This is a genomic window from Nonomuraea sp. NPDC000554, assembly GCF_040300065.1.
Classification (GTDB): Bacteria; Actinomycetota; Actinomycetes; order Streptosporangiales; family Streptosporangiaceae; genus Nonomuraea.
This window is the reverse complement of record NZ_JBEPDC010000003.1, coordinates 300,921-321,864: the sequence shown is the minus strand read 5'-3', so window position 1 is coordinate 321,864 and position 20,944 is coordinate 300,921. Positions and strand designations below refer to the sequence as shown.

The window sequence follows — 20,944 nt, the reverse complement described above, 5'->3', positions numbered from 1 at the left end:
ATCTAGGCTCGGGGTGTGGACAGCGAGAGTCTGGCCGCGGCCGGCCTGTTGGCGGCGCTGAGCCGGGCGGCGGAGCTGCTCTCCGGGTTGCACCACCCCTTCGTGAGAAGCGCCCCCTTCACCTATCTCATCCCGCCCGCCGGGGCCCGCACCGGCACCACCTTCACCCTCCCCGACGGCCGCGAGGCGACGTTCGCGGTCTCGATCGTCGTCAGGAGCGGCGCCTTCCACGTCGAGGGCGCGGCAGCCGTGGAGGGCGAGGACCTCCTCCGATTACCCGCCAAGAGCACCCACGACATCCACGCCGCCCTGGCCGTGCTCGACGAGCACGCGGCCGAGCTGGCGCAGCCCGCGGGCCGGCTCCTCGACCAGCTACTGGACGAAATTGTCTAGTTGTCAGACAATCGAGGCATGAAGAACGGTCCTCTGTCCGTCGTGGGCGCGTCCGTGCTGTGGGGCACGGCTGGCACCGCGGGCCTGCTCGTCTCCGCCGACCCGATCGCCCTGGCCGCCGCCAGGCTGGTCATCGGCGGGGCGGCGCTCGGGCTGCTCGCCCGGGCGGGCATCAGACGGGTCCTCACCCCGGGCCTGCTGCTGGCCGCCGCCGCGGTCGCCGCGTACCAGCTCTGCTTCTTCGCCGCCGTCTCCCGCACCGGCGTCGCGATCGGCTCGGTCGTCGCCATCGGCAGCGGCCCGGCCTTCACCGGGCTGCTCTCCTGGCTGCTTCACAAGGAGCGCCCGAGCGCCCGGTGGGCGCTGGGCACCGCGGCGGCGATCTCCGGCTGCGCGGCCCTGATCGTCGGCGGCGGCGCGCAGGCAGGCGGCCACGCCGTCTCGGGGGTGCTGTTCGCCCTGCTCGGCGGCCTGCTGTACGCGTTCTACGCGGTCACGGCCGCCCGCGCGATCGGCGGCGGCGCGCCCTCGAACGCGGTGATGGGCCTGATGTTCGGCGGCGCCGCCGTCGTCATGCTGCCGATCCTGCTGTGGAGCGGCGCGGGCTGGCTGGCCGAGCCGCGCGGTCTGCTCGCCGCGCTCTATCTCGGCCTCGGCTGCACCGCCCTGTCGTATCTCCTGTACGGCAGGGGCCTGCGCACCACCCCGGTGGCGACGGCCGCGACGCTCGCCCTGGCGGAACCGGCGGTCGCCGCGCTGCTCGGCCTGGTGGTGCTCGGGGAGCGGCTGCCTCCGATCTCGGTCGCGGGCCTCGTCATGCTCGCGATCAGCCTGGTGGCGGTGGCCGTCCCGGAAAGGCGACTAGAGTCGCAGCTGTGACGATGCCGCTCAGATCGGTCTCCGCCGTGGCCGCGCTCGCCGACGCGTTGCGCAGCCGGGTGCTCTCAGGTGAGATCGCGCCGGGCACCCCGCTGCCCGAGCAGGAGCTCGCCGCCGCGTACGGCGTGGCCAGGCCGACGGTGCGCGAGGCGCTGGCCGTGCTGGTCCACGAGGGGCTGCTCCGGCGCGAGCGCAACCGCAGCGCGCATGTCCCCGATGTGACGATCTCGGACCTGGACGACCTGATGTACGTCCGCAGGCCGCTGGAGGACCTGATGGCGCAGGCCGTGGCGGGGCGGCGGGTGCCGGAGGCGGACGCCGCGCTGGCCCGGATGGCCGCGCTGCCCTCCGACGCCCCGTGGGCGGAGCCGATGGCCGAGCACATGGCCCTGCACCAGGCGTTGATCGAGGCGGCGGGCAGCCCTCGGCTCGAGCGGCTCTACGGCGTGCTGGCCGCCGAGACCCGGCTCGGCCTGGTGCGGCTGCGTGACCTCTACACCGAGCGCGAGGTGCTGGTGCGGGAGCACCGCGAGCTGCTGGACGCCATCGCCGACGGCCCCGTCGAGGCGGCGAGAGCGGCCGTGGCCGCGCACCTGAGCCACGCCTGGGGCAACGAGACGCACGCCTGAGGCGCGTTGAGACGCGCGCCTGCCGCGCCCGGGGCACCGGGATGCACGCCTGAGCGACGCTTCGGGGTGCGAGATGCTCAGCAGGCTCTTGCGGGACAACCCCAGAACTCGCAAGAATCGCGGCCATGCACGGCAACCCGATGCCGGACTCCTACGTGTACGTCACGGAGGAGGGCGTCACCCGCCACTACGCGGACGGGAGCGTCGAGGCCCTCGCGTGGGAGGACGTGGTCGAAGTCCGTGTCGCGACCGAGTCCGAGGCGGATGTCCTGTTCATCCTGCTCGACCGCGACGGCGAGGGCTGCGTGGTGCCGCGCTCGGCCACGGACGCCACCTTCCTCGCCCGGCTGCGGTATCTGCCGGATTTCGACCTGGAACGGCTGACCCTTGCCGCGGAGTCGTCCCGTGACGGGGTTGTGGTCGTGTGGCGGAGCCCTGACCCGCCGTCCGCATTGCCGGATCTGGAGTACGACTAGCGGCGTCATAATCCGGCAACCTGCTGAAATAGCGCCCTAAATCTCACATTCCCGGTTCGGGACTGCTGCACTTGTGGACCGTTCCGTCAACCCCTGAAACGACGTTCTCTTCGTCCGATTGTGGACATTTGACGTTATTCCCCGCTACGGAATTGATCTTTACTCTTTAGTGGGGGCCGCCGCCCTTGATTGTGCATGGGGACTTGTCAACCCATGAGGTTCAAGGAACGTCACGTTAACGCGGTGCACACAGTTATCAGGGTGGTGGTATGAGGCTGGGGACTGGGGAGTCCGCTGTCGTGCTCCTCAAGGCCGTACCTCGCCATGCGTCGAGCATCTGGACGCGGGCGTACTTACGGCTCCTGCGGAGTGGCGACACGGCGTGCGCGCTGGCCGCGTGCGCCTGCGTGCTGGGCATCCGGCACTTGTCCGGCGTGTACATTCCGGCGGTCGAGTTGCTTCTCGGATGCGGCCTGATCCTCGCGTGGCCGGTCGCGCTCACGATGAGCGGCGCTTACCGGCAGCGCGCGCATGGCGAGGGAACGGAGGAGTTCAAGGCGGTCTTCAACGGGGGCGTCGGCTTGATGGCCGCCGTCGCGATCGGCGCTTATGCCACGCAAACCGCGGTGGCGCGGAGTTTCGTGATGGCGATGCTGCCGCTGGCGCTGCTTTCCACGCTCTATTTCCGCTACCGGATGCGCAAACGCCTGCATCGCAGGCGGGCCGTGGGTGAATACCTGCGCCATGTCGTCGCGGTCGGCCACCGCGAGGCGATTCTCGACCTGGTGGTGCAGTTCCGCCGTCAGCCGCATCACGGGATGCAGGTCGTCGGCGCGTGCCTGCCGCACAACAGCATGACCGCGGACCTCGACGGGCTGCCGGTGCTCGGCTCGTTCAGCGACGTCGCGGATGCGGTGGCCGAGGTCGGCGCGGACGCCGTCGCGGTGCTCGCCTGCCCGGAACTGGACGGTCTCACGCTGCGCAGGCTCGCCTGGAGCCTGGAGAGCGGCGGCACCGACCTGTTCGTCGCCCCCGCCCTCATGGACGTGGCAGGCCCGCGCATCAGCATCAGACCCGTGGCGGGCATGCCGCTCCTGCACCTGGAGCATCCCGAGTTCGAGGGGGCCAAGCGGGTGGTGAAGACCGTGTTCGACCGGGTGGTGGCGGTCGCGGCGGTGCTCCTGCTGGCCGTGCCACTGCTGGGGATCTTCCTGGCGATCCGGCTGACCAGCCCCGGCCCCGCGCTGTTCTACCAGACGCGGGTCGGCAGGCACGGCAAGGAGTTCCGGGTCGTGAAGTTCCGGACCATGGTGGCCGACGCGGAGAAGCTCAAGAGCGCGCTGCTCGACGCGAACGAGTTCGACGGCGTGCTGTTCAAGATCCGGAACGATCCAAGGATCACCCGCGTGGGCGCCTTCCTGCGCCGATACTCCCTCGACGAGCTGCCTCAGCTGTTCAACGTCATCCGCGGCGAGATGTCGCTGGTCGGCCCGCGCCCGCCGCTTCCGGAGGAGGTCGCCAAGTACGGCGAGGACGTCCGCAGGCGCCTGGTCGTCAAGCCGGGCATGACCGGGCTCTGGCAGGTCAGCGGCCGTTCCGACCTGACCTGGGAGGAGTCGGTCCGGCTGGACCTGCGGTACGTGGAGAACTGGTCGCTCATCCTCGACCTGCAGATCCTCTGGAAGACCTGGTCGGTCGTCACCCACGGAGAAGGGGCCTACTAGCGGTGAAAGCTCTCGTGCTCGCCGGAGGGGCGGGCACACGGCTCCGGCCGATCACCCACACCTCGGCGAAGCAGCTCGTCCCCGTCGCGAACAAACCGGTGCTCTTCTACGGGCTGGAGGCGATCGCCGCCACCGGCATCACGGAGCTGGGCATCGTCGTGGGCGACACGCACGCCGAGATCGAGGCCGCCGTCGGCGACGGGTCGGCGTTCGGGCTGCAGGTGACCTACCTGCGCCAGGACAGGCCGCTCGGGCTGGCGCACGCCGTGCTGATCGCCAGGGACTACCTCGGCGACGACGACTTCGTCATGTACCTGGGCGACAACTTCATCGTCGGCGGCATCGAGGACGTCGTGGCGGGCTTCGCCCGCGAGCGGCCCGCGGCCCGGATCATGCTCACCGAGGTCGGCGACCCCCGGCAGTTCGGCGTGGCCGAGCTGGACCCGGACGGCCGGGTGATCGGGCTGGAGGAGAAGCCGCGCGAGCCCAAGAGCGACCTGGCGCTCGTCGGCGTCTACCTGTTCACCCCGGCCGTGCACGACGCGGTCGCCGAGCTCAAGCCGTCGTGGCGAGGCGAGCTGGAGATCACCGACGCCATCCAGTGGCTGATCGACAAGGGATACCAGGTCGAGTCCACGGTGATCACCGGCTACTGGAAGGACACCGGCAACGTCGCCGACATGCTCGAGGTCAACCGGCTGGTGCTGGAGTCGCTCGAGCCGGGCGTCCACGGCCGAGTGGACGCGGCCAGCGAGCTGATCGGCAGAGTCGTCGTCGAGCCCGGAGCGGTGGTCGAGCGCTCCCGCATCATCGGGCCGGCGATCGTCGGCCCCGGGGCCCGCGTCACCGACGCCTACATCGGCCCCTTCACCTCGATAGCCGCCGGCTGCGTGGTCGAGCGCAGCGAGATCGAGTACTCGATCCTGCTGCCCAGGGCCTCGATCGAGGGGGTACGCCGGATCGAGGCGTCCCTGATCGGCCACGACGTCGAGGTCACCCCGGCACCCGACACCCCACGAGCCCACCGCCTGATCCTGGGCGATCACAGCAAGGTGCAGATCAGTCCATGACCAAGATCCTGGTGACGGGGGGCGCGGGATTCATCGGCTCCCACTTCGTGCGCACCCTGGAAGACGCGGACGTGACCGTCGTCGACAAGCTGACCTACGCGGGCGACCGCGCCAACCTCGAAGGAGTGCCGCACCGGTTCGTCCACGGCGACATCTGCGACGCGGAGCTGCTCGCCCAGGTGGTGCCCGGCCACGACCTGGTGGTCAACTTCGCCGCCGAGTCGCACGTGGACAGGTCGATCGACGGCGCCGCCGACTTCGCCCGCACCAACGTGCTGGGCACCCAGGCGCTGATGCAGGCGTGTCTCGAAGCGGGGGTCCCCCGCGTGGTGCAGGTGTCGACCGACGAGGTCTACGGGTCGATCGACATCGGCTCGTGGGACGAGTCGGCGCCGCTCCAGCCGCGCTCGCCCTACGCGGCGGCCAAGGCGGGCGGCGACCTGATCACCCTCGCGTACGCGGTCACGCACGGCCTGAACGTGTCGATCACCCGGTGCGGCAACAACTACGGCCCCCGGCAGTACCCCGAGAAGGTCATGCCGTTGTTCATCACGAACCTGCTGCGCGGCAGGAAGGTGCCGTTGTACGGCGACGGCGGGAACGTGCGCGACTGGGTCCACGTCAGCGACCACTGCGCGGGCATCCGCCTGGTGGCCGAGGCGGGCGAGCCGGGCGAGGTCTACCACATCGCCGGCACGGCGGAGCTGACCAACAGGGAGCTGACCGCCCGCCTGCTCGACGCCTGCGGCAAGAGCTGGGACCTGGTCGAGCAGGTCAGGGACCGCAAGGGGCACGACCGCCGCTACTCGCTCGACGACTCCAAGCTCCGCGCGCTCGGCTACCGTCCGCAGGTCCCGTTCGAGCAGGGGCTGAAGGACACCGTCCGGTGGTATGCGGGCAACAGGGACTGGTGGGTGAACCGATGAGATGGCTCGTGACCGGTGGCGACGGGATGCTCGCCTCCGACGTGCTCGGCCGGCTGGCCGTCACCGGCGAGCCGGTGCTCGCGCTCGGCCGCGCCGAGCTGGACCTGTGCGACTCGCGCGGGGTCCGCGACTTCGTCTCCGCCTACCGGCCGCGCGTCGTGGTCAACTGCGCGGCCTGGACGGCGGTGGAGGACGCCGAGAGCCACGAGCGCGAGGCGCTGGCGGTCAACGGCGACGCGGTCGGGGTGCTGGCCGAGGCGTGCTCGCGGGTGGGCGCCCGGCTGATCCAGCTGTCCACCGACTACGTCTTCGACGGCCGGGCCCGCCGGCCGTACCGGGAGGACGCGCCGACCGGGCCACTGAACGCGTACGGGCGCACCAAGCTGGCGGGGGAGCGGTCGGCGCTCGCCCACGGCGGCCACGTGGTGCGCACCGCCTGGTTATACGGCGCGCAGGGGCACAACTTCGTGAAGACCATGATCCGCCTGTCGGCCGAGCGGGACACCGTGGACGTGGTGGACGACCAGCACGGCCAGCCCACGTGGAGCGCCGACGTGGCCGACTTCGTGGTGCGCCTGGCCCAGTCGGACCTGCCTCCCGGGATCTACCACGGCGTCAGCTCGGGCCGCACCACCTGGTACGGCCTGGCCAGGGAGGTCTTCGCGCTGCTCGGCGCCGACCCTGACCGGGTGCGGCCGGTGCCGAGCGCGGCCTATCCGAGCCGCGTGTCACGTCCGGAGAACAGCGTCATGGCGAGCACGAGGTGCGCGCCGATCCGCGACTGGCGGGAGGCGTTGCACGCCGCCTGGCCGGTGCTGCTGAGGAGCCGTCAGTGCAGCCCCGCGTAGAACTCGCGGCACCTGTCGTACGAGGGCAGCAGCCCCGCCTCCAGCGCCTCGGCCAGCGTGGGGGCGGCGGCGTCCTTGTCCGACAGCAGCGGCGGCCCGGTGAGCGGCCAGTCGATGCCGAGGGCGGGGTCGAGCGGGTCGATGCCGTGCTCGGCCGCCGGGTTGTAGCCCTGCGAGCACAGGTAGACGACCGTGGCCTGCTCGCTCAGCGTGAGGAAGGCGTGCCCGAGCCCCTCGGCGACGTACATCGCGCGCCGGGTCTGGTCGTCGAGGACGGCGGTGGCGACGCGGCCGAAGCCGGGCGAGCCCACCCGCAGGTCCACGACCACGTCCAGGATGCTGCCGGACACGCACATGACGTACTTCGCCTGACCGGGAGGCACGTCGGCGAAGTGCAGGCCGCGCAGCACGCCGCGGCGCGAAACCGAGCAGTTCACCTGCGCCAGGTCGAAGGCCCGGGGCAGGTCCGCGGCGCGGAACGCCTCCAGGAACGCCCCCCGGGAATCAGCGTGGACGCGGGGGGTGAAGGTCCAGGCGTCCTCGACGTCGAGCGCTTCCATGAGCCGAAAAGTACCTGTAACAGGCACCGCTGAAACCACGAATTACCGCCGTGTTTGGAGCGTACCTATGACAACGTGCCGGTTGTGCGGGTCGGCCGACCTCGCCGGGGTCGTCGACCTCGGGGCCACGCCCCCGTGCGAGCTGTTCCTCACCGCGGAGCAGCTCGACCAGCCCGAGCAGACCTTTCCGCTGCACCTGCGGGTGTGTACGAGCTGCTGGCTGGCGCAGCTTCCGCCGCTGATCACGCCCGAGGACACGTTCACCGAGTACGCCTACTTCTCCTCCTACTCGACGTCGTGGGTGGAGCACGCCCGCGTGTTCGTGGCGGGGCTCGCGCTGAAGCCCGACGCCTTCGTGGTGGAGGTGGCCAGCAACGACGGCTACCTGCTCCAGCACGTGGTCGAGCGGGGCGTCCGGTGCCTCGGCATCGAGCCGTCGGCCAACGTGGGCCGCGCAGCCGTCGAGCGGGGGGTGCCGACCGTCACCGAGTTCCTGACACCCGAGCTGGGGCGGCGCATCAGGCAGGAGCACGGCCCGGCCGACGTGGTCGTGGCCAACAACGTCTACGCGCACATCCCGGACGTGGTGGGCTTCACCGAGGGCCTGCGCGCCCTGGTGGCCGACGACGGGCTGGTCTCCATCGAGGTGCAGCACCTGCTCACGCTGATGGAGCTGAACCAGTACGACACGATCTACCACGAGCACTTCCAGTACTACACGGTCGCCTCGGCCCAGCGGGCGCTGGCCGGCGGCGGCCTGACCCTGGTGGACGTGGAGCTGCTGCCGACGCACGGCGGCTCCATCAGGCTGCTGGCCAGGCCGCGCGGCGAGCCGTCGCACCGGGTCACGGACGTCCTCGCGCTGGAGAAGGCCGCCGGGCTGCACGACCTGTCGGGGTACGCCGACTTCGCGGCGCGGGTCGCGAAGGTCCGCCGCGACCTGCTCAGGTTCCTCATCGACGCGGCCGAGCAGGGCAGGACCGTCGCCGGGTACGGGGCGCCTGGCAAGGGCAACACGCTGCTCAACCACTGCGGCATCCGGCCCGACCTGCTGCCGTACACGGTGGACCGCAACCCGTACAAGCACGGCAGGTTCACGCCCGGCACGCGGATCCCGATCCTGCCGCCCGAGACGATCGCCCGGGACCGGCCCGACTACGTGCTCGTGCTGCCCTGGAACCTGCGCTCGGAGCTGGTCGAGCAGCTGTCCTTCGTCCGGGAGTGGGGCGGCCGGCTGGTTTTCCCCATTCCGAGGCTGGAGGTGGTCTCGTGAAGGTCGTCCTGTTCTGCGGCGGGCGGGGCACCCGGATGCGTAGCGACCTGCCGGGCGGCGACATGCCCAAGCCGATGCAGCTCGTCGGCCCCCGGCCGCTGGTCTGGCATGTGATGCGGTATTACGCGCACTTCGGGCACAAGGAGTTCGTGCTCTGCCTCGGCTACGGGGCCCAGCACATCAAGGACTTCTTCCTGACCTACCAGGAGACCGTCTCCAACGACTTCGTGATGTCCGGCGGCCAGGTGCGGCTGCTGTCGGCGGACATCTCCGACTGGACGATCACGCTGGCCGACACCGGCGTCGACTCGCCGATCGGGGAACGGCTGCGCAGGGTCCGCGAGCACCTCGACGGCGAGGAGATGTTCCTCGCCAACTACGCCGACGTGCTCACCGACGCGCCGCTGCACGACATCGTGGAACGGTTCACCGCCAGCGGGGCGGGCGCGTCGATGATGGTGGTCCCGCCGACGAACACCTTCCACGTCATCGAGCTCGGCGAGCGCGGGCTGGTGGGCGGCATCACGCCGGTCGCCGACCTGCCGCTCTGGGTGAACGGCGGCTTCTTCGTCCTCACGCCGGAGATCTTCGAGCACATCCCGGAGAACGGCGACCTGGTGGCCGACGGCTGCGCCGAGCTGGCCAAGCGCGGGCGGCTGGTCGCCTACCCGCACCGCGGCTACTGGCGGCCGAGCGACACCGTGAACCAGCGGATGGAGCTGGACCGGTCCTGGGCGCGAGGGGAGCGCCCGTGGGCGCTGTGGGAAGCATGACCGGCCTGCGGCCCTCGCGGTGCGACCGCGTCGTGGCGCTCGGCGCGCACTGCGACGACATCGCGATCGGGGCGGGCGCCACGCTGGCGGCCATCTGCCTGGCCAGGCCGGGCGTCAGGGTCGACGCGCTGGTGCTCTCGGGCGGCGGCACCGACCGGGAGCAGGAGGAACGCGCCGCCCTCGCGGCGTTCTGCCCGGACGCCGACCTCAGGCTCACCGTCCTCAAGATCCCGGACGGCCGCCTCCCCGCCCACTGGGACGAGGCCAAGAACGCGCTGGAGGACCTGCGCGCCCAGACCGAGCCCGACCTGATCCTCGCCCCCTGGAAGGGCGACGCCCACCAGGACCACCGCGGCCTGGCCAGGCTCGTCCCCACCGCCTTCCGCGGCCACCTCGCGCTCGGCTACGAGATCGTCAAATGGGACGGCGACCTCGGCCGCCCCTCCGTCTACCAGCCGATCACGCCCGAGCTGGCCGAGACGAAGGTGACGCTCCTGCAGCAGCACTACCCCTCGCAGCGGCACCGCCCCTGGTACGACAGGGAGGCCTTCCTCGGCCTGGCCCGCATCCGGGGCATCGAGTGCGGCGCCCGCTACGCGGAGGCGTTCCACGCGGACAAGTTGACCGTAGACCTGGCCGGAGGCTGACATGCGGGTACTTCTGACGGGACACCAGGGCTACCTGGGCACGGTGATGGCCCCCGTGCTGGCGGCGGCCGGGCACGAGGTGCGCGGCCTCGACTCGGGCCTGTTCGCCGACTGCGTGCTGGGTCCCCGCCCGGCCGATCCGCCGACGCACGCCGTGGACCTGCGGGACGTCCCGCCGGAGCTGCTGGCGGGCTTCGACGCGGTGGTGCACCTGGCCGCGCTGTCGAACGACCCGCTCGGGTCGCTCGCGCCGGAGCTGACCTACGACATCAACCACCGCGCGTCCGTCCGGCTGGCCAGGATGGCCCGCGACGCCGGGGTGCGCAGGTTCCTGTACGCCTCCACCTGCTCCGTCTACGGCGCCTCCGGCGGCGACGACCTGGTCGGCGAGGACGCGCCGTTGCGTCCCGTCACCCCGTACGCCGAGTCGAAGGTGCGGGTCGAGGACGACGTGGCCGCGCTGGCCGACGACGACTTCACGCCGGTGTTCATGCGCAACGCGACGGCCTTCGGCTTCTCACCCAGGCTGCGCGCCGACATCGTGCTGAACAACCTGGTCGGGCACGCCTTCCTGTCGGGCGAGGTGCGGGTGCTCTCCGACGGCACGCCGTGGCGCCCGCTGGTGCACGCGCAGGACATCGCCGAGGCGTTCACCCAGGCGCTCGCCGCCCCGCGCGAGGCCGTGCACAACCGGGCCTTCAACATCGGCACCGAGGAGAACAACGTGACGGTGGCCGAGATCGCCGCCCAGGTGGTGGAGGCGGTGCCGGGCTCCGTCCTGCGCATCACCGGCGAGACGGGCGCCGACCCGCGCTCCTACCGGGTGGACTTCTCCAGGGTCCGGGCCGCGCTGCCCGGCTTCGCCGCCCGCTGGACGGTCAAGAACGGCGCGAACGAGCTCGTCCGGGCGTACCGGACGTACGGCCTGAGCAGGCACGACTTCGACCGGATGTTCACCCGCCTGGCCCGGCTGTCCGACCGCCGCACGGTCGGCACCCTCGACGAGACGCTGCGCCCATGACAGGCATCCTGACGGGGCCGGAGATGCTCGCCCTGATCGAGCGGCTCTACCCCATCTGCCGGAGCATCACGGGCGACGGCGTGAGGCGGACGCTGGAGATCGTCGGCGAGCACCTGCCGCTGACGGTCTCGGAGGTGCCCACCGGGACGCCGGTCCTGGATTGGAACGTGCCGAGGGAGTGGAACATCCGCGACGCGTACGTCAAGGACGCCTCGGGCCGCCGGGTGGTCGACTTCCGCGCGTCCAACCTGCACGTGCTCGGCTACAGCGTGCCGGTCTCCGGCGTGTTCACGCTGGACGAGCTGCGTCCGCACCTGCACACGCTGCCGGACCAGCCGGATCTGGTGCCGTACCGCACCAGCTACTACGCCGAGACGTGGGGCTTCTGCCTCAGCCGGCGCACTCTCGACGCCATGGACGAGGGCCCCTACGAGGTGCTCATCGACTCGACGCTGGAGGACGGCCACCTCACCTACGCCGAGCATGTGGTGCCCGGCCAGGTCGAGGACGAGGTGCTGATCTCCTGCCACGTCTGCCACCCGTCGCTCGCCAACGACAACCTCGCCGGCGTCGCCGTGGCCGTGGCGCTGGCAGGGCGGCTCGCCGACCCGTACTACACCTACCGGTTCCTGTTCGCGCCGGGCACGATCGGCGCGATCACCTGGCTGGCCCGCAACGACACCGGCAGGATCAGGCACGGGCTCACCCTGGCCTGCGCGGGCGACCCCGGCACGCTCACCTACAAGCGCAGCAGGCGCGGCGACGCCGCGATCGACCGTGCCGTCACGCACGTCCTCAAGGGCCGGCCGCACACCGTCCTCGACTTCTCCCCGTACGGCTACGACGAGCGCCAGTTCTGCTCGCCGGGCTTCGACCTGCCGGTCGGCAGCCTGACCAGGACCCCGTACGCGGGCTACCCCGAGTACCACACCTCGGCCGACAACCCCGGTTTCGTCTCGCCCGAGGCGCTGGCCGACACCCTGGAGACGCTCTGGCAGGTCACCAGGGTGCTGGAGGGCGACCGGAGCTACGTCAACCTCAGCCCGTACGGCGAGCCGCAGCTGGGCCGGCGCGGCCTCTACGGCTCGCTCGGCGGAAGGAGTGACACGAAACAGGCCCAGATGGCGATGTTGTGGGTGTTGAACCTTTCCGACGGAGAGCACACCCTGCTCGACATCGCCGACAGATCGGGCATGCCCTTCGCGGTCGTGGCCGAGGCCGCGGACGCGCTCACTGGTGCGGGACTCCTGAAGGAGCGAGCATGACGAACCTGCGAGTCGGCGATCTCGTGGAAGTGCTCAGCGAGGCCGAGATCCTGGCCACCCTCGACGACAAGGGCGAACTGGACAGCCTGCCGTTCATGCCGGAGATGGCGCGGTTCTGCGGGCAGCGGATGACCGTCCACAAGGTGGCGCACAAGGTCTGCGACACGATCGGGCACGGCCGGATGCGGCGCATGGAGCGGGCCGTCCACCTGACCGGCGCCCGCTGCGACGGGCAGGGCCACGGCGGCTGCCAGACGGCCTGCTCGCTCTACTTCAAGGAAGCCTGGGTCAGGAAGGTCGAGCCGGACACGCCGCACCGCGAGCCCGCGCCCGACCCGCGGCTGCTGCCGCTGTTGGAGATCAACAGCAGGAAGGCCCCGGGGCCCGAGGGGGAGGAGCGCTTCTCCTGCCAGGCCACCGAGCTGCACCGGGCCGCGCCGTCGTGCCTGCCGCTGAAGGACGTCGGGCAGTACGTCGCCGACGTCCGCACCGGCAACACGGGCGTGCTGGTCACCCTGCGCGGGCTGTTCTTCGCCGCGTTCAACCGTTACCAGAAGATCTCCAGGCGGCTGCTGCCCCGATGGCTGTGGATCAGGGGCGGCCTGTCCTGGGGCTGGGTCCCGGGAGGGGCCACGGGCAGCACCCCGACCGGCACGCTCGACCTGCAGCCGGGCGAGCTGGTGCGGATCAAACCCAAGGCGGAGATCCTGCGCACGCTCAACCAGGACCGGCTCAACCGGGGCCTGGGCTTCGAAGAGGAGATGGCCCGCCACTGCGGCAGGACCGCGCGGGTGGTGGCCAGGGTCGAACGCTGCCTGGACGAGCGCACCGGCGAGATGCTGCGGATGAAGAACCCGTGCATCGCCCTGGAGGAGGTCGTCTGCGGCGGCGTGTACAGCGTCAACTGCCCGCGCGAGTTCGTCCCGTTCTGGCGGGAGATCTGGCTCGAGCGAATCAACGAGTCGTAAAGGGCGAACATGGAGCGAGTTCAGGGCGACACGGCCGGCTCGATCGGCAAGCTGGCCGGACGCGGCCTGCGATGGGGGCTGTTCGGCAACCTGGTGACCAGGCTCGGCTCGTTCGCCATGGGGCTGGTGCTCGCCCGCCTGCTCGCTCCTGAGGACTTCGGCCTCTACGCCGTCGCGCTCGCCGCAACCATGTTCGTGATGTCCATCAAGGACGTGGGCATCATGGCCGCGGTCGTGCAGTGGCGCGGCCGGGTGGAGGACGTGACCCCCACCGCGACGCTGGTGTCGTTCGTGACGGCCATGGCGATGTACGGGCTGTTCTGGGTGGGCGCCCCGGCGTTCTCGCAGTTGGCCGGGTCCGAGGCCGCCACGCCCGTGGTGCGGCTGCTGACCGCGGTGATCCTGGTGGAGGGGTTCACCGCGATCCGCAGCGCCATGCTGCTGCGCAGGTTCCAGCAGGACGTCCTCACCAAGGCGGTCGCCGCCGGGTTCGTGGTGAACGCGGCCGTGGCCATCGTCCTGGCCGCCGAAGGGGCGGGGGCGTACAGCTTCGCCTGGGGGCAGGTCGCCGCGGCCGTGGTCACCGGGGTGATCGTGCTGTTCGCCGCCCGGATGCCGATCAGGGTCGGGTTCGACGCGCCGACCGCGCGCAGCCTCATCGCGTTCGGCATTCCGTCCGCGGCCGGGGTCGGGCTGGAGAGCCTGCTGCAGAACGCCGGGTACATCGTGGTCGGCAACGTCATGGGCGCGTCCTGGCTGGGCTACTTCCTGCTCGCCTTCAACGTCTCCAGCTGGGTGCCGGGGCTGGTCGGCAACGCCATCCGCAACGTCGCCATCCCCGGCTTCTCCCGGCTGGCGGAGGAGCGGCCCGAGGCGCTCTCCGCGGGGGTGCGCAAGGCCGTCCCGCTGCTGGTGACCGCCGTGCTGCCGCTCGCGGTCGTGATGGGCGTGCTCGCCCACCCGCTGATCTCGTTCCTGTACGGCGACAAGTGGGGGCAGTCGGCGGGCGTCCTGCGCTGGCTGGCGATCGTCATGGTGGTGCGGATGCTGGCCGCCCTCGCCTACGACGCGCTCACCTCCCAGGGCGCGACGGGCTCCACCGTCTGGATGAACCTCGGGTTCGGGATCGCGCTGGTTCCGGCTCTGATCCTCGGCGCGCACCTCGACGGCATCAGGGGCGCCGCCATCGGGCAGGCCGCCGTCTCGCTGCTCGTGGTGCTGCCGCTGGCGGCGTTCTTCCTGCGCAGGGCCGGGGTGGACCTGCGCGGGACGCTGCCCGAGCTGATCCGCCCACTGGGCGCCGGCCTGCTGGCCGCCGGCGTGGCCGCGCTGCTCGACAGGCTGCTCGTGGCGGGCGACCCGCTGGTGCGTCTCTGCGTCGCCGGCGGTGGCGCGCTGCTCGTCTACATCCTGGCCGCCGTGCCCGTCACCCAGCTCAGAAGGCTGGTCCCGTCGCTGTCGAAGGATCCACGATGACTACCTCGGACGCCCTGGTCACCATCGGACTGCCGACCTACAACGGCGCCGACCGGCTGGAACGGACCATTCTGTCCGTCCTCGGCCAGGATCACCCCCACCTCGAACTGGTGATCTCGGACAACGCGTCCACCGACGGCACCGAGCAGCTGTGCCGCGACTTCGCGGCCAGCGACCCCCGGATCGTCTACCACCGGCAGCCGCAGAACGTCGGAGCGGTCGCGAACTTCACCCAGGCCATGCGGATGGGCAGGGGCGAGTTCTTCCGGTGGATCGGCGACGACGACTGGATCGCGCCGAACTGCGTCTCCCGCTCGCTGCGCGCGTTCGCGGCGGACGAGCGGCTGGTTCTGGTCACCGCCCAGACGTCCTACACCAGCGAGGGCAGGACCCACACCGCCAGGTACGAGGGCGCCGCGCTCGGCTCCGACGACCCGGCCGAGCGGTTCGCCGAGATGCTGAGGCTGCTCACCGAGAGCTACGCCGTGATCGACCCGCTGTACGGCATGCAGCGGCGCAGCGTGGGCGCGGCGATCCCGCGGCCCGTCCTGGTCCGCGAGGACGAGCTGGCCGCCGCCCGGTACGCGCTGGCGGGGCCGTGGGCGCACGTCAACGAGGTGCTGTCGCACCGCAACTGGTTGAAGGCCCGGCCCACCCGGATGAGCAGGCGCTTCCAGCTCCCCGCGTGGCGCGGCTACTTCGCGAACATCCTGCTCAGCAGGGAGCTGCTGCGCGCCCTCGACGAGGCCGGCCTCACCTCCGACCAGCGGCGCCGGGCCCGCGCCGCCGTCCTCAGGTCGTACGTCGCGCGGCAGCGGCTGGTCGTCAGGCGGGGTGGGCGCAAGCTCACCCGGCTTGCGTCCGCGATCGTCACAGGGCGGTCGTGAGGGATCTCGGGGGAGGAAGCACGGGAAAGGCACCACATGACCACCGTCTTCAGCAACAGCTCCGTTGACGACGACGCGCGCCGCGAGCTGCTGTTCCGGGGCGAGGTGTTCGTCTACACGGCGACGGCCGCGTCCAGGGAGCTCGTCGCGTTCGCCCGGGAGCTGGTCGCGGAGGCGTTCGGCACCCTCGACCCGCGGACGGCCCAGCACGAGCTGCCCGTCGAGGCGTTCGCCGCGCTCCTCGCCGAGCTCAAACCGAGGTTCATCCATCACCCCGAGTGCGCGAGGTTGCTGCCCGAGGTGATGCGGAGCATGGGGATGGACCAGGAGAAGACCTACTTCGACGTGCCGAGGTTACGCACGTCCACCTCCGACCACTACCTCGACTCCGGCATCTCCTACGCCTACCACGCGCACAGGGACTGCTGGTACGCCGCGCCGTTCTGCCAGGTCAACTGGTGGATCCCGGTGTACGACGTGGTGCCGGAGAACGTCTTCGCGCTGCACCCGCAGTACTTCGACAGGCCGGTGGCCAACGGCAGCGGGCGCTACGACTACGCCGTCTGGACGTCCGTCGACCGCCCCCAGGCCGCGCTGCACGTCCACAGCGACACCAGGGAGCAGCCGAAACCCGAGGAGGAGCTGGACCTGCACGCGCAGATCCGAGTCGTGCCGGAGCCCGGCGGGATCATGCTGTTCTCCGGCGCCCAGCTGCACTCCACGGTGCCGAACACCTCCGGCACGACCCGTTTCAGCATCGACTTCAGGACCGTGCACCTCGACGACGTGACGGCCCGCAACGGCGCCCCCAACGTGGACGCCACCTGCCGCGGCACCACGCTGCGCGACTTCAGGCGCGGCGCGGACCTGGGCGGCATGCCCGAGGAACTCGCCCTGCAGTACGAGAAGGAGGCGCTGGCCAAGGCCGGCTGACCCCGGCAGGCTCCCTCGCCCGGACACCCGGGCGAGGGACGTAACAGCAGAGATGGCACAACGATGTACATATGTCAGGGCGTAGGCGCTGAGGCGCTTACAGAGGGGGATGCTGACTCGTGAAATTCTGGAAGGCGCTCTTCGGCCTTCTCCGCCGAAGAGCTGTGGGTCCCCCCGTCGTCGCGTTCGCCGCGGTGCTCGCCCTGGCGGCGTTCCTGATCGTTCCGTCCAGGTACGTGTCGAGCACCATCCTGATGCTCGCGCCACCCGTCAACGGCGGCATCACCAACACCAACCCGCTGGAGCCCAGGGGCGGCACCAACCCGCTGCTGCTGCAGACCGAGGGCCTGCGCACGGCCGTGGCGACCCTCGTGCTGACGTTCACCGTGGAAGAGGTGCGCACCGAGGTCGGCGCGCCCAAGAACGGGCCCACCAAGCTGACCGTCAACGACGGCAGCACGCAGCCGCAGCTCATCGGCATGAACGGCCCCTTCGTCTACGTGGAGGCCGAGAGCACCTCGCCCGACCTGGCCACCGCGATCGTGCACCGCACCCGCGAGCGGCTCGCCGCCGAGCTGGACTGGCGCCAGCGCAACCTGCGCGCCCCCGCCAACACCTTCGTCGGGATCACGGACGTGGTGCCGCAGTCGGAGCCGGAGGCGTCCTACACCGACCGCGCGATGGTGGCGGCGCTGGCGTTCGGGCTCGGTGTCTTCCTCGGCCTCAGCGGGGCGTACGGTCTGCTGCGGGTCAGGGCGTCGCGGGCCGCGCGCCGGGCGGCGGACGCCCCGCAGGCCGCCGCGGACGAGGTGCCCGACCCCTGGGCGGCCTCCGCCGAAGCCGCGCAGCCCGCCCGGCCCGCGGAGTCGGCGCTCGCGCGGCTCGTCGACCCCACCGACTCCACCGACCCCGCTGATCCCGCCGAACCCGCCGCGCCGGCCGAGCCCGTCGCCGACAGCGACGCCACCGCCCCCCATCTCATCCCCCGGGCCGTCCGTGCCCCCCAGGCCACGCCGAAGGCCGAGCCCGAGCCCCCGGACGACGCCCCGACGGAGGCCATCCCGATCGTCGTGGTGGACGAGACGGCGCCGCACAACGGGCAGGCCCGCTTCTCCGCGAGGGGCTGAGGATGGACTTCTGGCGCACGGTCCTCGTGCTGGTCCGGCGGTGGTACGTGGTGGTGCCCGTGTTCGTGCTCTCGATCGGTGTCGCGTTCGCGGTCTACCAGAGCGTCCCGCCGGTCTACCTGTCGAACGCGGTCATCGCGCTGACCACGCCCACCACGGGCGGCTCGCTGCCGTACCGCAAGGACCAGCCGAACCCCGAGATCAACCCGCTGCTCAACTCCGACAGGGGGCTCAGCCTGGCCGCCTCGCTGCTCATCGCCGCGCTGAACGCGCCGGACCTGGCCACCCAGCTGGGCGCCCCGCCGGGCGGCGCCGTCGTCCTGGACGTCAACAACGGCACCACGAACGTGGAGAACCTGGCCAACGGCCCGTTCGTCTACATCTCGGCCGAGGCGCCCTCGGCCGAGCTGGCGCAGGGCATCGTCGCCAAGGTGAGCCGGCAGGCCCGCGCCGAGCTGCGCAAGCGGGAGCTGCAGGTGCGGGCCCCGATCGCCACCTACATCGTGATGACCGACGTGGTGCCCGCCACGGTCGCGGAGGCGCAGCAGGGCCGCAAGTCCCGTCCGGCGCTGATCGCGCTGGTGGTCGGCGCGATGGCGGCGCTCACGGCCGGGTTCGCCGCGGAGAGCTTCGCGGTGGCCAGGCGGGCCAGGCGGGAATCGGCGGAACAGGGCCCGGTCGAGGACGTCCGTCCCGTGGAACGGGTGCACTGAGGGATGGTGACGACCGCTCCCCGCCGCCCGCTGCTGCCTCCCGGCATCGTCGATCTCAGAGGCGAGCTGGTCGGCCAGCGCGCCGACGGCGCCACCGTGGCCGCCATCTACACGGCGGTGCTGCTGCTCACCCCGGCCGCGCTGATCGTCAGGGGCCTGCCGCTGTCCATCACGCCGGCCGCGCTGATCGGTCTGGGCGCGCTCGTGCTGTGGATGTGCGCCCACCTGACCACCACGCTCGGCGCGGCCAAGGGCTGGAACGCCGCCCGCACCGCCCTGTTCCTGTTCCTGGTGTCGAACCTGGTCAGCTACGGCTACGCCAGCGCCGGCTACCTGCCGAGGGACGAGCTGAACCTCGCCGACCACGCCATCGCCCTGGTACTGGCCAACCTCGGCATCGGGCTGCTCGTCTGCGACGGGGTCCGCGGCTTCGCCCGGCTCGACCTGGTGCTCAAGGTCGCCGTCGTGGCCGGTGCGCTCATCTCGGTGATCGGCGCGATCCAGTTCCTGACCGGCTTCGACCTCACCCGGTACATGACCGCCCCCGGCCTGCGGCTCAGCTACGACGACGTCTACGTGCTGGAACGCGGCTCGGTGCGCCGGGTGGCGGCGACGACCGCGCACCCGATCGAGTTCGGCGTGGTCTGCGCGATGCTGCTGCCGCTGGGCGTCCACTACGCGCGCATGGCCGCGCTGCGGGGGCAGCCGCGGCTGCGCTGGTGGCTGTGCACCGGCCTGATCGCCGTCGGGCTGATGTTCTCCGTCTCCAGGTCGGCCGTGCTGAGCATGGTGGCGATCGGCGCGGTGCTGCTGGCGGGCTGGCCGCGACGGCTGCGCTGGCAGGCGCTCGGCGTGCTGCTCGGCTTCCTGGCGTTCATCCGGGTGTTCGTGCCGGGGCTGCTCGGGACGTTCTACGACCTGTTCGCCAACTTCTTCAACGACAACAGCGTGACGGGCAGGACCCACGACTACTCCACCGCGCTGCGGGAGATCCAGCAGCACCTCCTGTTCGGCCGTGGCACCGGCACCTGGTACGTCCCGAAGTACGAGGTCTTCGACAACCAGTACGTGCAGGTGACCATCGACACCGGCCTGATCGGGCTGGTGATCTTCCTGGGGATGATGGTGTGCGCGGTCTTCGTGGCGCTGGCCGCCCGCCGCCGCAGCTCCGACCCGCAGGTCAGGGACCTCGGCCTGACGCTGGCGGCCTGCATGGTCGCCCCGATCATCAGCTCGGCCACGTTCGACTTCCTGTCGTTCGCGACCGTCGCCGGGCTGATGTTCGTGCTGGTCGGCGCCGCCGGGTCGCTGCTGCGCTCGGTGCGGGCTAACCCGTGCACTGCAGCGGGCCCACGGTCTTCGTGATCCGGTACGCCTGGTCGATCTCGACGATCTGGTTGTCCTTCCAGTCGGCCTTGCCGCAGTCGGCGTCCACGGGCAGGTAGTCCCAGGTCTTGTCGACCATCATGTTGTTGCGCGCGATCAGGCTGCCCGCGATCTCGCGGAGCTGGATGCTGTACGTCCCGCCGATCACCAGGTTGTTGGTGATCGTGATGTTGGCCGCCTTGGGGCTCTGCTTGGCGGGGAAGAAGATCGGCGCGGTCCTGTCGGCGACACCGCGCTGGTCGATCGTGTTGTGGTCGAAGAACAGGTTGCGGCCCGCCCCGTAGCCCTGGATGCCGTCGGAGTGGTCGCCGGGGTTGGAGCACAGGTCGACGAAGGAGTCCATGATGACGATGTCGTCGCCGGAGTCGCGGAAGCCGTCGCCGTGGTTGCGGATGTACACGCGTGCCGCCGTGTAGTGCCCCTCGCCGACCCCCGGCAGGCTGTTGCAGCCCTCGGCGGGCCCGACCGTGCTGTCCATGATCGTGTACGGCTGCTGGACGTTGTCCTTGTAGGCGAAGATGGTGCCGTCGATCACGCTGTTCTTGATCACCACGTCGCTGACCGGGATCACCAGGTCGCCGGGCACGTAGACGCCGTCGAGCGTGCTGCCCGGCACCGTCACCCGGTAGGCGTTGCCGTCGTTGAGCGGCATCTTCTGCAGCTTCAGCCCGGGGGGCGCACCCGTGCACGCGGGCGTCGGATGGTCGGGGCAGGTGCGGCCGTCGGGCGCGACCACCTGCCGCGGGCCGAACGCGGTCGGCTTGTCGGCGGGCTTCGGCGTCGGCCGCACCGTCCCGCCTGACGGCGGGGCGCTCACGGGGGTGCTCTCCGGGGCTCCTGGTGACGCCGTCACCGTGACCGTCACGGTCGCGGGGGCCGCCGACGGGCTCTCGCCGCCCGCGGGCGTGCAGGCCGCCACCGCGACGAGCAGGGCCAGCCCTGTGATCAACTGCCGCATCTCGTGACCATT

General features: G+C 71.2%; 22 protein-coding genes. 20 read left to right on the top strand and 2 right to left on the bottom strand.

The genetic code is table 11. The annotated features are described in order from the left end of the window. Window positions 1-15 precede the first annotated feature (15 nt). The 8 genes from ABT294_RS07950 to rfbD all read left to right on the top strand — a co-directional run bounded on the left by ABT294_RS07950 (window position 16) and on the right by rfbD (window position 6,945). Window positions 16-393 (top strand): hypothetical protein, encoded by a 378-nt coding sequence (locus tag ABT294_RS07950; protein WP_350804341.1) that lies wholly within the window; start codon window positions 16-18, stop codon window positions 391-393. 18 nt (window positions 394-411) lie between these two features. Continuing rightward, the gene (locus tag ABT294_RS07945; protein WP_350804339.1) at window positions 412-1,272 is read left to right on the top strand and encodes a DMT family transporter; all 861 of its coding nucleotides are present in this window, start codon (window positions 412-414) and stop codon (window positions 1,270-1,272) included. 2 nt (window positions 1,273-1,274) lie between these two features. Further along, the gene (locus tag ABT294_RS07940; protein WP_350804589.1) at window positions 1,275-1,901 is read left to right on the top strand and encodes a GntR family transcriptional regulator; all 627 of its coding nucleotides are present in this window, start codon (window positions 1,275-1,277) and stop codon (window positions 1,899-1,901) included. A gap of 125 nt (window positions 1,902-2,026) precedes the next feature. Continuing rightward, the gene (locus ABT294_RS07935; protein WP_350804338.1) at window positions 2,027-2,377 is read left to right on the top strand and encodes a hypothetical protein; all 351 of its coding nucleotides are present in this window, start codon (window positions 2,027-2,029) and stop codon (window positions 2,375-2,377) included. Between the two features lie 269 nt (window positions 2,378-2,646). Next, complete coding sequence (locus tag ABT294_RS07930) at window positions 2,647-4,101, top strand: sugar transferase (protein WP_350804337.1); 1,455 nt, start codon at window positions 2,647-2,649, stop codon at window positions 4,099-4,101. A gap of 2 nt (window positions 4,102-4,103) precedes the next feature. Next, entirely contained in the window at window positions 4,104-5,171 is a 1,068-nt protein-coding gene (locus ABT294_RS07925) for a glucose-1-phosphate thymidylyltransferase (RefSeq protein WP_350804336.1), read from the top strand. Further along, window positions 5,168-6,097 (top strand): dTDP-glucose 4,6-dehydratase, encoded by a 930-nt coding sequence (gene rfbB, locus ABT294_RS07920; RefSeq protein ID WP_350804333.1) that lies wholly within the window; start codon window positions 5,168-5,170, stop codon window positions 6,095-6,097. Before ABT294_RS07925 ends, rfbB begins: the two co-directional genes overlap by 4 nt. Then, a complete protein-coding gene (gene rfbD, locus ABT294_RS07915) occupies window positions 6,094-6,945 on the top strand; it encodes a dTDP-4-dehydrorhamnose reductase (RefSeq protein WP_350804332.1) in 852 nt (283 codons plus the stop codon). Before rfbB ends, rfbD begins: the two co-directional genes overlap by 4 nt. Here the strand turns inward: rfbD and ABT294_RS07910 are convergent. Beyond that, window positions 6,927-7,505 (bottom strand): dTDP-4-dehydrorhamnose 3,5-epimerase family protein, encoded by a 579-nt coding sequence (locus tag ABT294_RS07910; RefSeq protein WP_350804331.1) that lies wholly within the window; start codon window positions 7,503-7,505, stop codon window positions 6,927-6,929. The two genes, rfbD and ABT294_RS07910, sit on opposite strands and share 19 nt — an antisense overlap. A 67-nt stretch (window positions 7,506-7,572) precedes the next feature. Here ABT294_RS07910 and ABT294_RS07905 point away from each other — a divergent pair, with 67 nt between their 5' ends. From ABT294_RS07905 to ABT294_RS07850, 12 genes are all read left to right on the top strand, one after another. After that, complete coding sequence (locus ABT294_RS07905) at window positions 7,573-8,778, top strand: methyltransferase domain-containing protein (RefSeq protein WP_350804330.1); 1,206 nt, start codon at window positions 7,573-7,575, stop codon at window positions 8,776-8,778. Continuing rightward, window positions 8,775-9,551, top strand: a complete 777-nt coding sequence (locus ABT294_RS07900) for a glycosyltransferase family protein (protein WP_350804329.1) — start codon at window positions 8,775-8,777, stop codon at window positions 9,549-9,551. The genes ABT294_RS07905 and ABT294_RS07900 overlap by 4 nt, the downstream gene beginning before the upstream one ends. Continuing rightward, the gene (locus ABT294_RS07895; protein WP_350804328.1) at window positions 9,530-10,198 is read left to right on the top strand and encodes a PIG-L deacetylase family protein; all 669 of its coding nucleotides are present in this window, start codon (window positions 9,530-9,532) and stop codon (window positions 10,196-10,198) included. The genes ABT294_RS07900 and ABT294_RS07895 overlap by 22 nt, the downstream gene beginning before the upstream one ends. Before the next feature lies 1 nt (window position 10,199). Continuing rightward, window positions 10,200-11,219, top strand: a complete 1,020-nt coding sequence (locus ABT294_RS07890) for an NAD-dependent epimerase/dehydratase family protein (RefSeq protein WP_350804327.1) — start codon at window positions 10,200-10,202, stop codon at window positions 11,217-11,219. Then, window positions 11,216-12,484 (top strand): DUF4910 domain-containing protein, encoded by a 1,269-nt coding sequence (locus ABT294_RS07885; RefSeq protein ID WP_350804325.1) that lies wholly within the window; start codon window positions 11,216-11,218, stop codon window positions 12,482-12,484. Before ABT294_RS07890 ends, ABT294_RS07885 begins: the two co-directional genes overlap by 4 nt. Next, entirely contained in the window at window positions 12,481-13,452 is a 972-nt protein-coding gene (locus ABT294_RS07880) for a hypothetical protein (protein ID WP_350804324.1), read from the top strand. Before ABT294_RS07885 ends, ABT294_RS07880 begins: the two co-directional genes overlap by 4 nt. A 9-nt stretch (window positions 13,453-13,461) precedes the next feature. After that, window positions 13,462-14,928, top strand: coding sequence for an oligosaccharide flippase family protein (locus tag ABT294_RS07875; protein ID WP_350804323.1), 1,467 nt, complete (start codon window positions 13,462-13,464; stop codon window positions 14,926-14,928). Beyond that, window positions 14,925-15,815, top strand: coding sequence for a glycosyltransferase family 2 protein (locus ABT294_RS07870; protein WP_350804322.1), 891 nt, complete (start codon window positions 14,925-14,927; stop codon window positions 15,813-15,815). The genes ABT294_RS07875 and ABT294_RS07870 overlap by 4 nt, the downstream gene beginning before the upstream one ends. Before the next feature lie 36 nt (window positions 15,816-15,851). Then, entirely contained in the window at window positions 15,852-16,748 is an 897-nt protein-coding gene (locus tag ABT294_RS07865; protein ID WP_350804321.1) for a 2OG-Fe(II) oxygenase family protein, read from the top strand. 164 nt (window positions 16,749-16,912) lie between these two features. Beyond that, a complete protein-coding gene (locus ABT294_RS07860) occupies window positions 16,913-17,875 on the top strand; it encodes a hypothetical protein (RefSeq protein ID WP_350804320.1) in 963 nt (320 codons plus the stop codon). Window positions 17,876-17,877: 2 nt separating this feature from the next. Then, window positions 17,878-18,588 (top strand): YveK family protein, encoded by a 711-nt coding sequence (locus ABT294_RS07855; RefSeq protein ID WP_350804319.1) that lies wholly within the window; start codon window positions 17,878-17,880, stop codon window positions 18,586-18,588. A gap of 3 nt (window positions 18,589-18,591) precedes the next feature. Then, window positions 18,592-19,953 (top strand): O-antigen ligase family protein, encoded by a 1,362-nt coding sequence (locus tag ABT294_RS07850; RefSeq protein ID WP_350804318.1) that lies wholly within the window; start codon window positions 18,592-18,594, stop codon window positions 19,951-19,953. Here ABT294_RS07850 and ABT294_RS07845 read toward each other — a convergent pair. Continuing rightward, window positions 19,916-20,932, bottom strand: a complete 1,017-nt coding sequence (locus tag ABT294_RS07845) for a hypothetical protein (protein ID WP_350804317.1) — start codon at window positions 20,930-20,932, stop codon at window positions 19,916-19,918. The two genes, ABT294_RS07850 and ABT294_RS07845, sit on opposite strands and share 38 nt — an antisense overlap. Between the last annotated feature and the right edge of the window lie 12 nt (window positions 20,933-20,944).

Coding starts and splice junctions, on each gene's coding strand:
- ABT294_RS07945 (WP_350804339.1), top strand. CDS start 412: ATGAAGAACGGTCCTCTGTCCGTCGTGGGCGCGTCCGTGCTGTGGGGC.
- ABT294_RS07940 (WP_350804589.1), top strand. CDS start 1,275: ATGCCGCTCAGATCGGTCTCCGCCGTGGCCGCGCTCGCCGACGCGTTG.
- ABT294_RS07935 (WP_350804338.1), top strand. CDS start 2,027: ATGCACGGCAACCCGATGCCGGACTCCTACGTGTACGTCACGGAGGAG.
- ABT294_RS07930 (WP_350804337.1), top strand. CDS start 2,647: ATGAGGCTGGGGACTGGGGAGTCCGCTGTCGTGCTCCTCAAGGCCGTA.
- rfbB (WP_350804333.1), top strand. CDS start 5,168: ATGACCAAGATCCTGGTGACGGGGGGCGCGGGATTCATCGGCTCCCAC.
- rfbD (WP_350804332.1), top strand. CDS start 6,094: ATGAGATGGCTCGTGACCGGTGGCGACGGGATGCTCGCCTCCGACGTG.
- ABT294_RS07910 (WP_350804331.1), bottom strand. CDS start 7,505: ATGGAAGCGCTCGACGTCGAGGACGCCTGGACCTTCACCCCCCGCGTC.
- ABT294_RS07905 (WP_350804330.1), top strand. CDS start 7,573: ATGACAACGTGCCGGTTGTGCGGGTCGGCCGACCTCGCCGGGGTCGTC.
- ABT294_RS07890 (WP_350804327.1), top strand. CDS start 10,200: ATGCGGGTACTTCTGACGGGACACCAGGGCTACCTGGGCACGGTGATG.
- ABT294_RS07885 (WP_350804325.1), top strand. CDS start 11,216: ATGACAGGCATCCTGACGGGGCCGGAGATGCTCGCCCTGATCGAGCGG.
- ABT294_RS07880 (WP_350804324.1), top strand. CDS start 12,481: ATGACGAACCTGCGAGTCGGCGATCTCGTGGAAGTGCTCAGCGAGGCC.
- ABT294_RS07875 (WP_350804323.1), top strand. CDS start 13,462: ATGGAGCGAGTTCAGGGCGACACGGCCGGCTCGATCGGCAAGCTGGCC.
- ABT294_RS07870 (WP_350804322.1), top strand. CDS start 14,925: ATGACTACCTCGGACGCCCTGGTCACCATCGGACTGCCGACCTACAAC.
- ABT294_RS07865 (WP_350804321.1), top strand. CDS start 15,852: ATGACCACCGTCTTCAGCAACAGCTCCGTTGACGACGACGCGCGCCGC.
- ABT294_RS07855 (WP_350804319.1), top strand. CDS start 17,878: ATGGACTTCTGGCGCACGGTCCTCGTGCTGGTCCGGCGGTGGTACGTG.
- ABT294_RS07850 (WP_350804318.1), top strand. CDS start 18,592: ATGGTGACGACCGCTCCCCGCCGCCCGCTGCTGCCTCCCGGCATCGTC.
- ABT294_RS07845 (WP_350804317.1), bottom strand. CDS start 20,932: ATGCGGCAGTTGATCACAGGGCTGGCCCTGCTCGTCGCGGTGGCGGCC.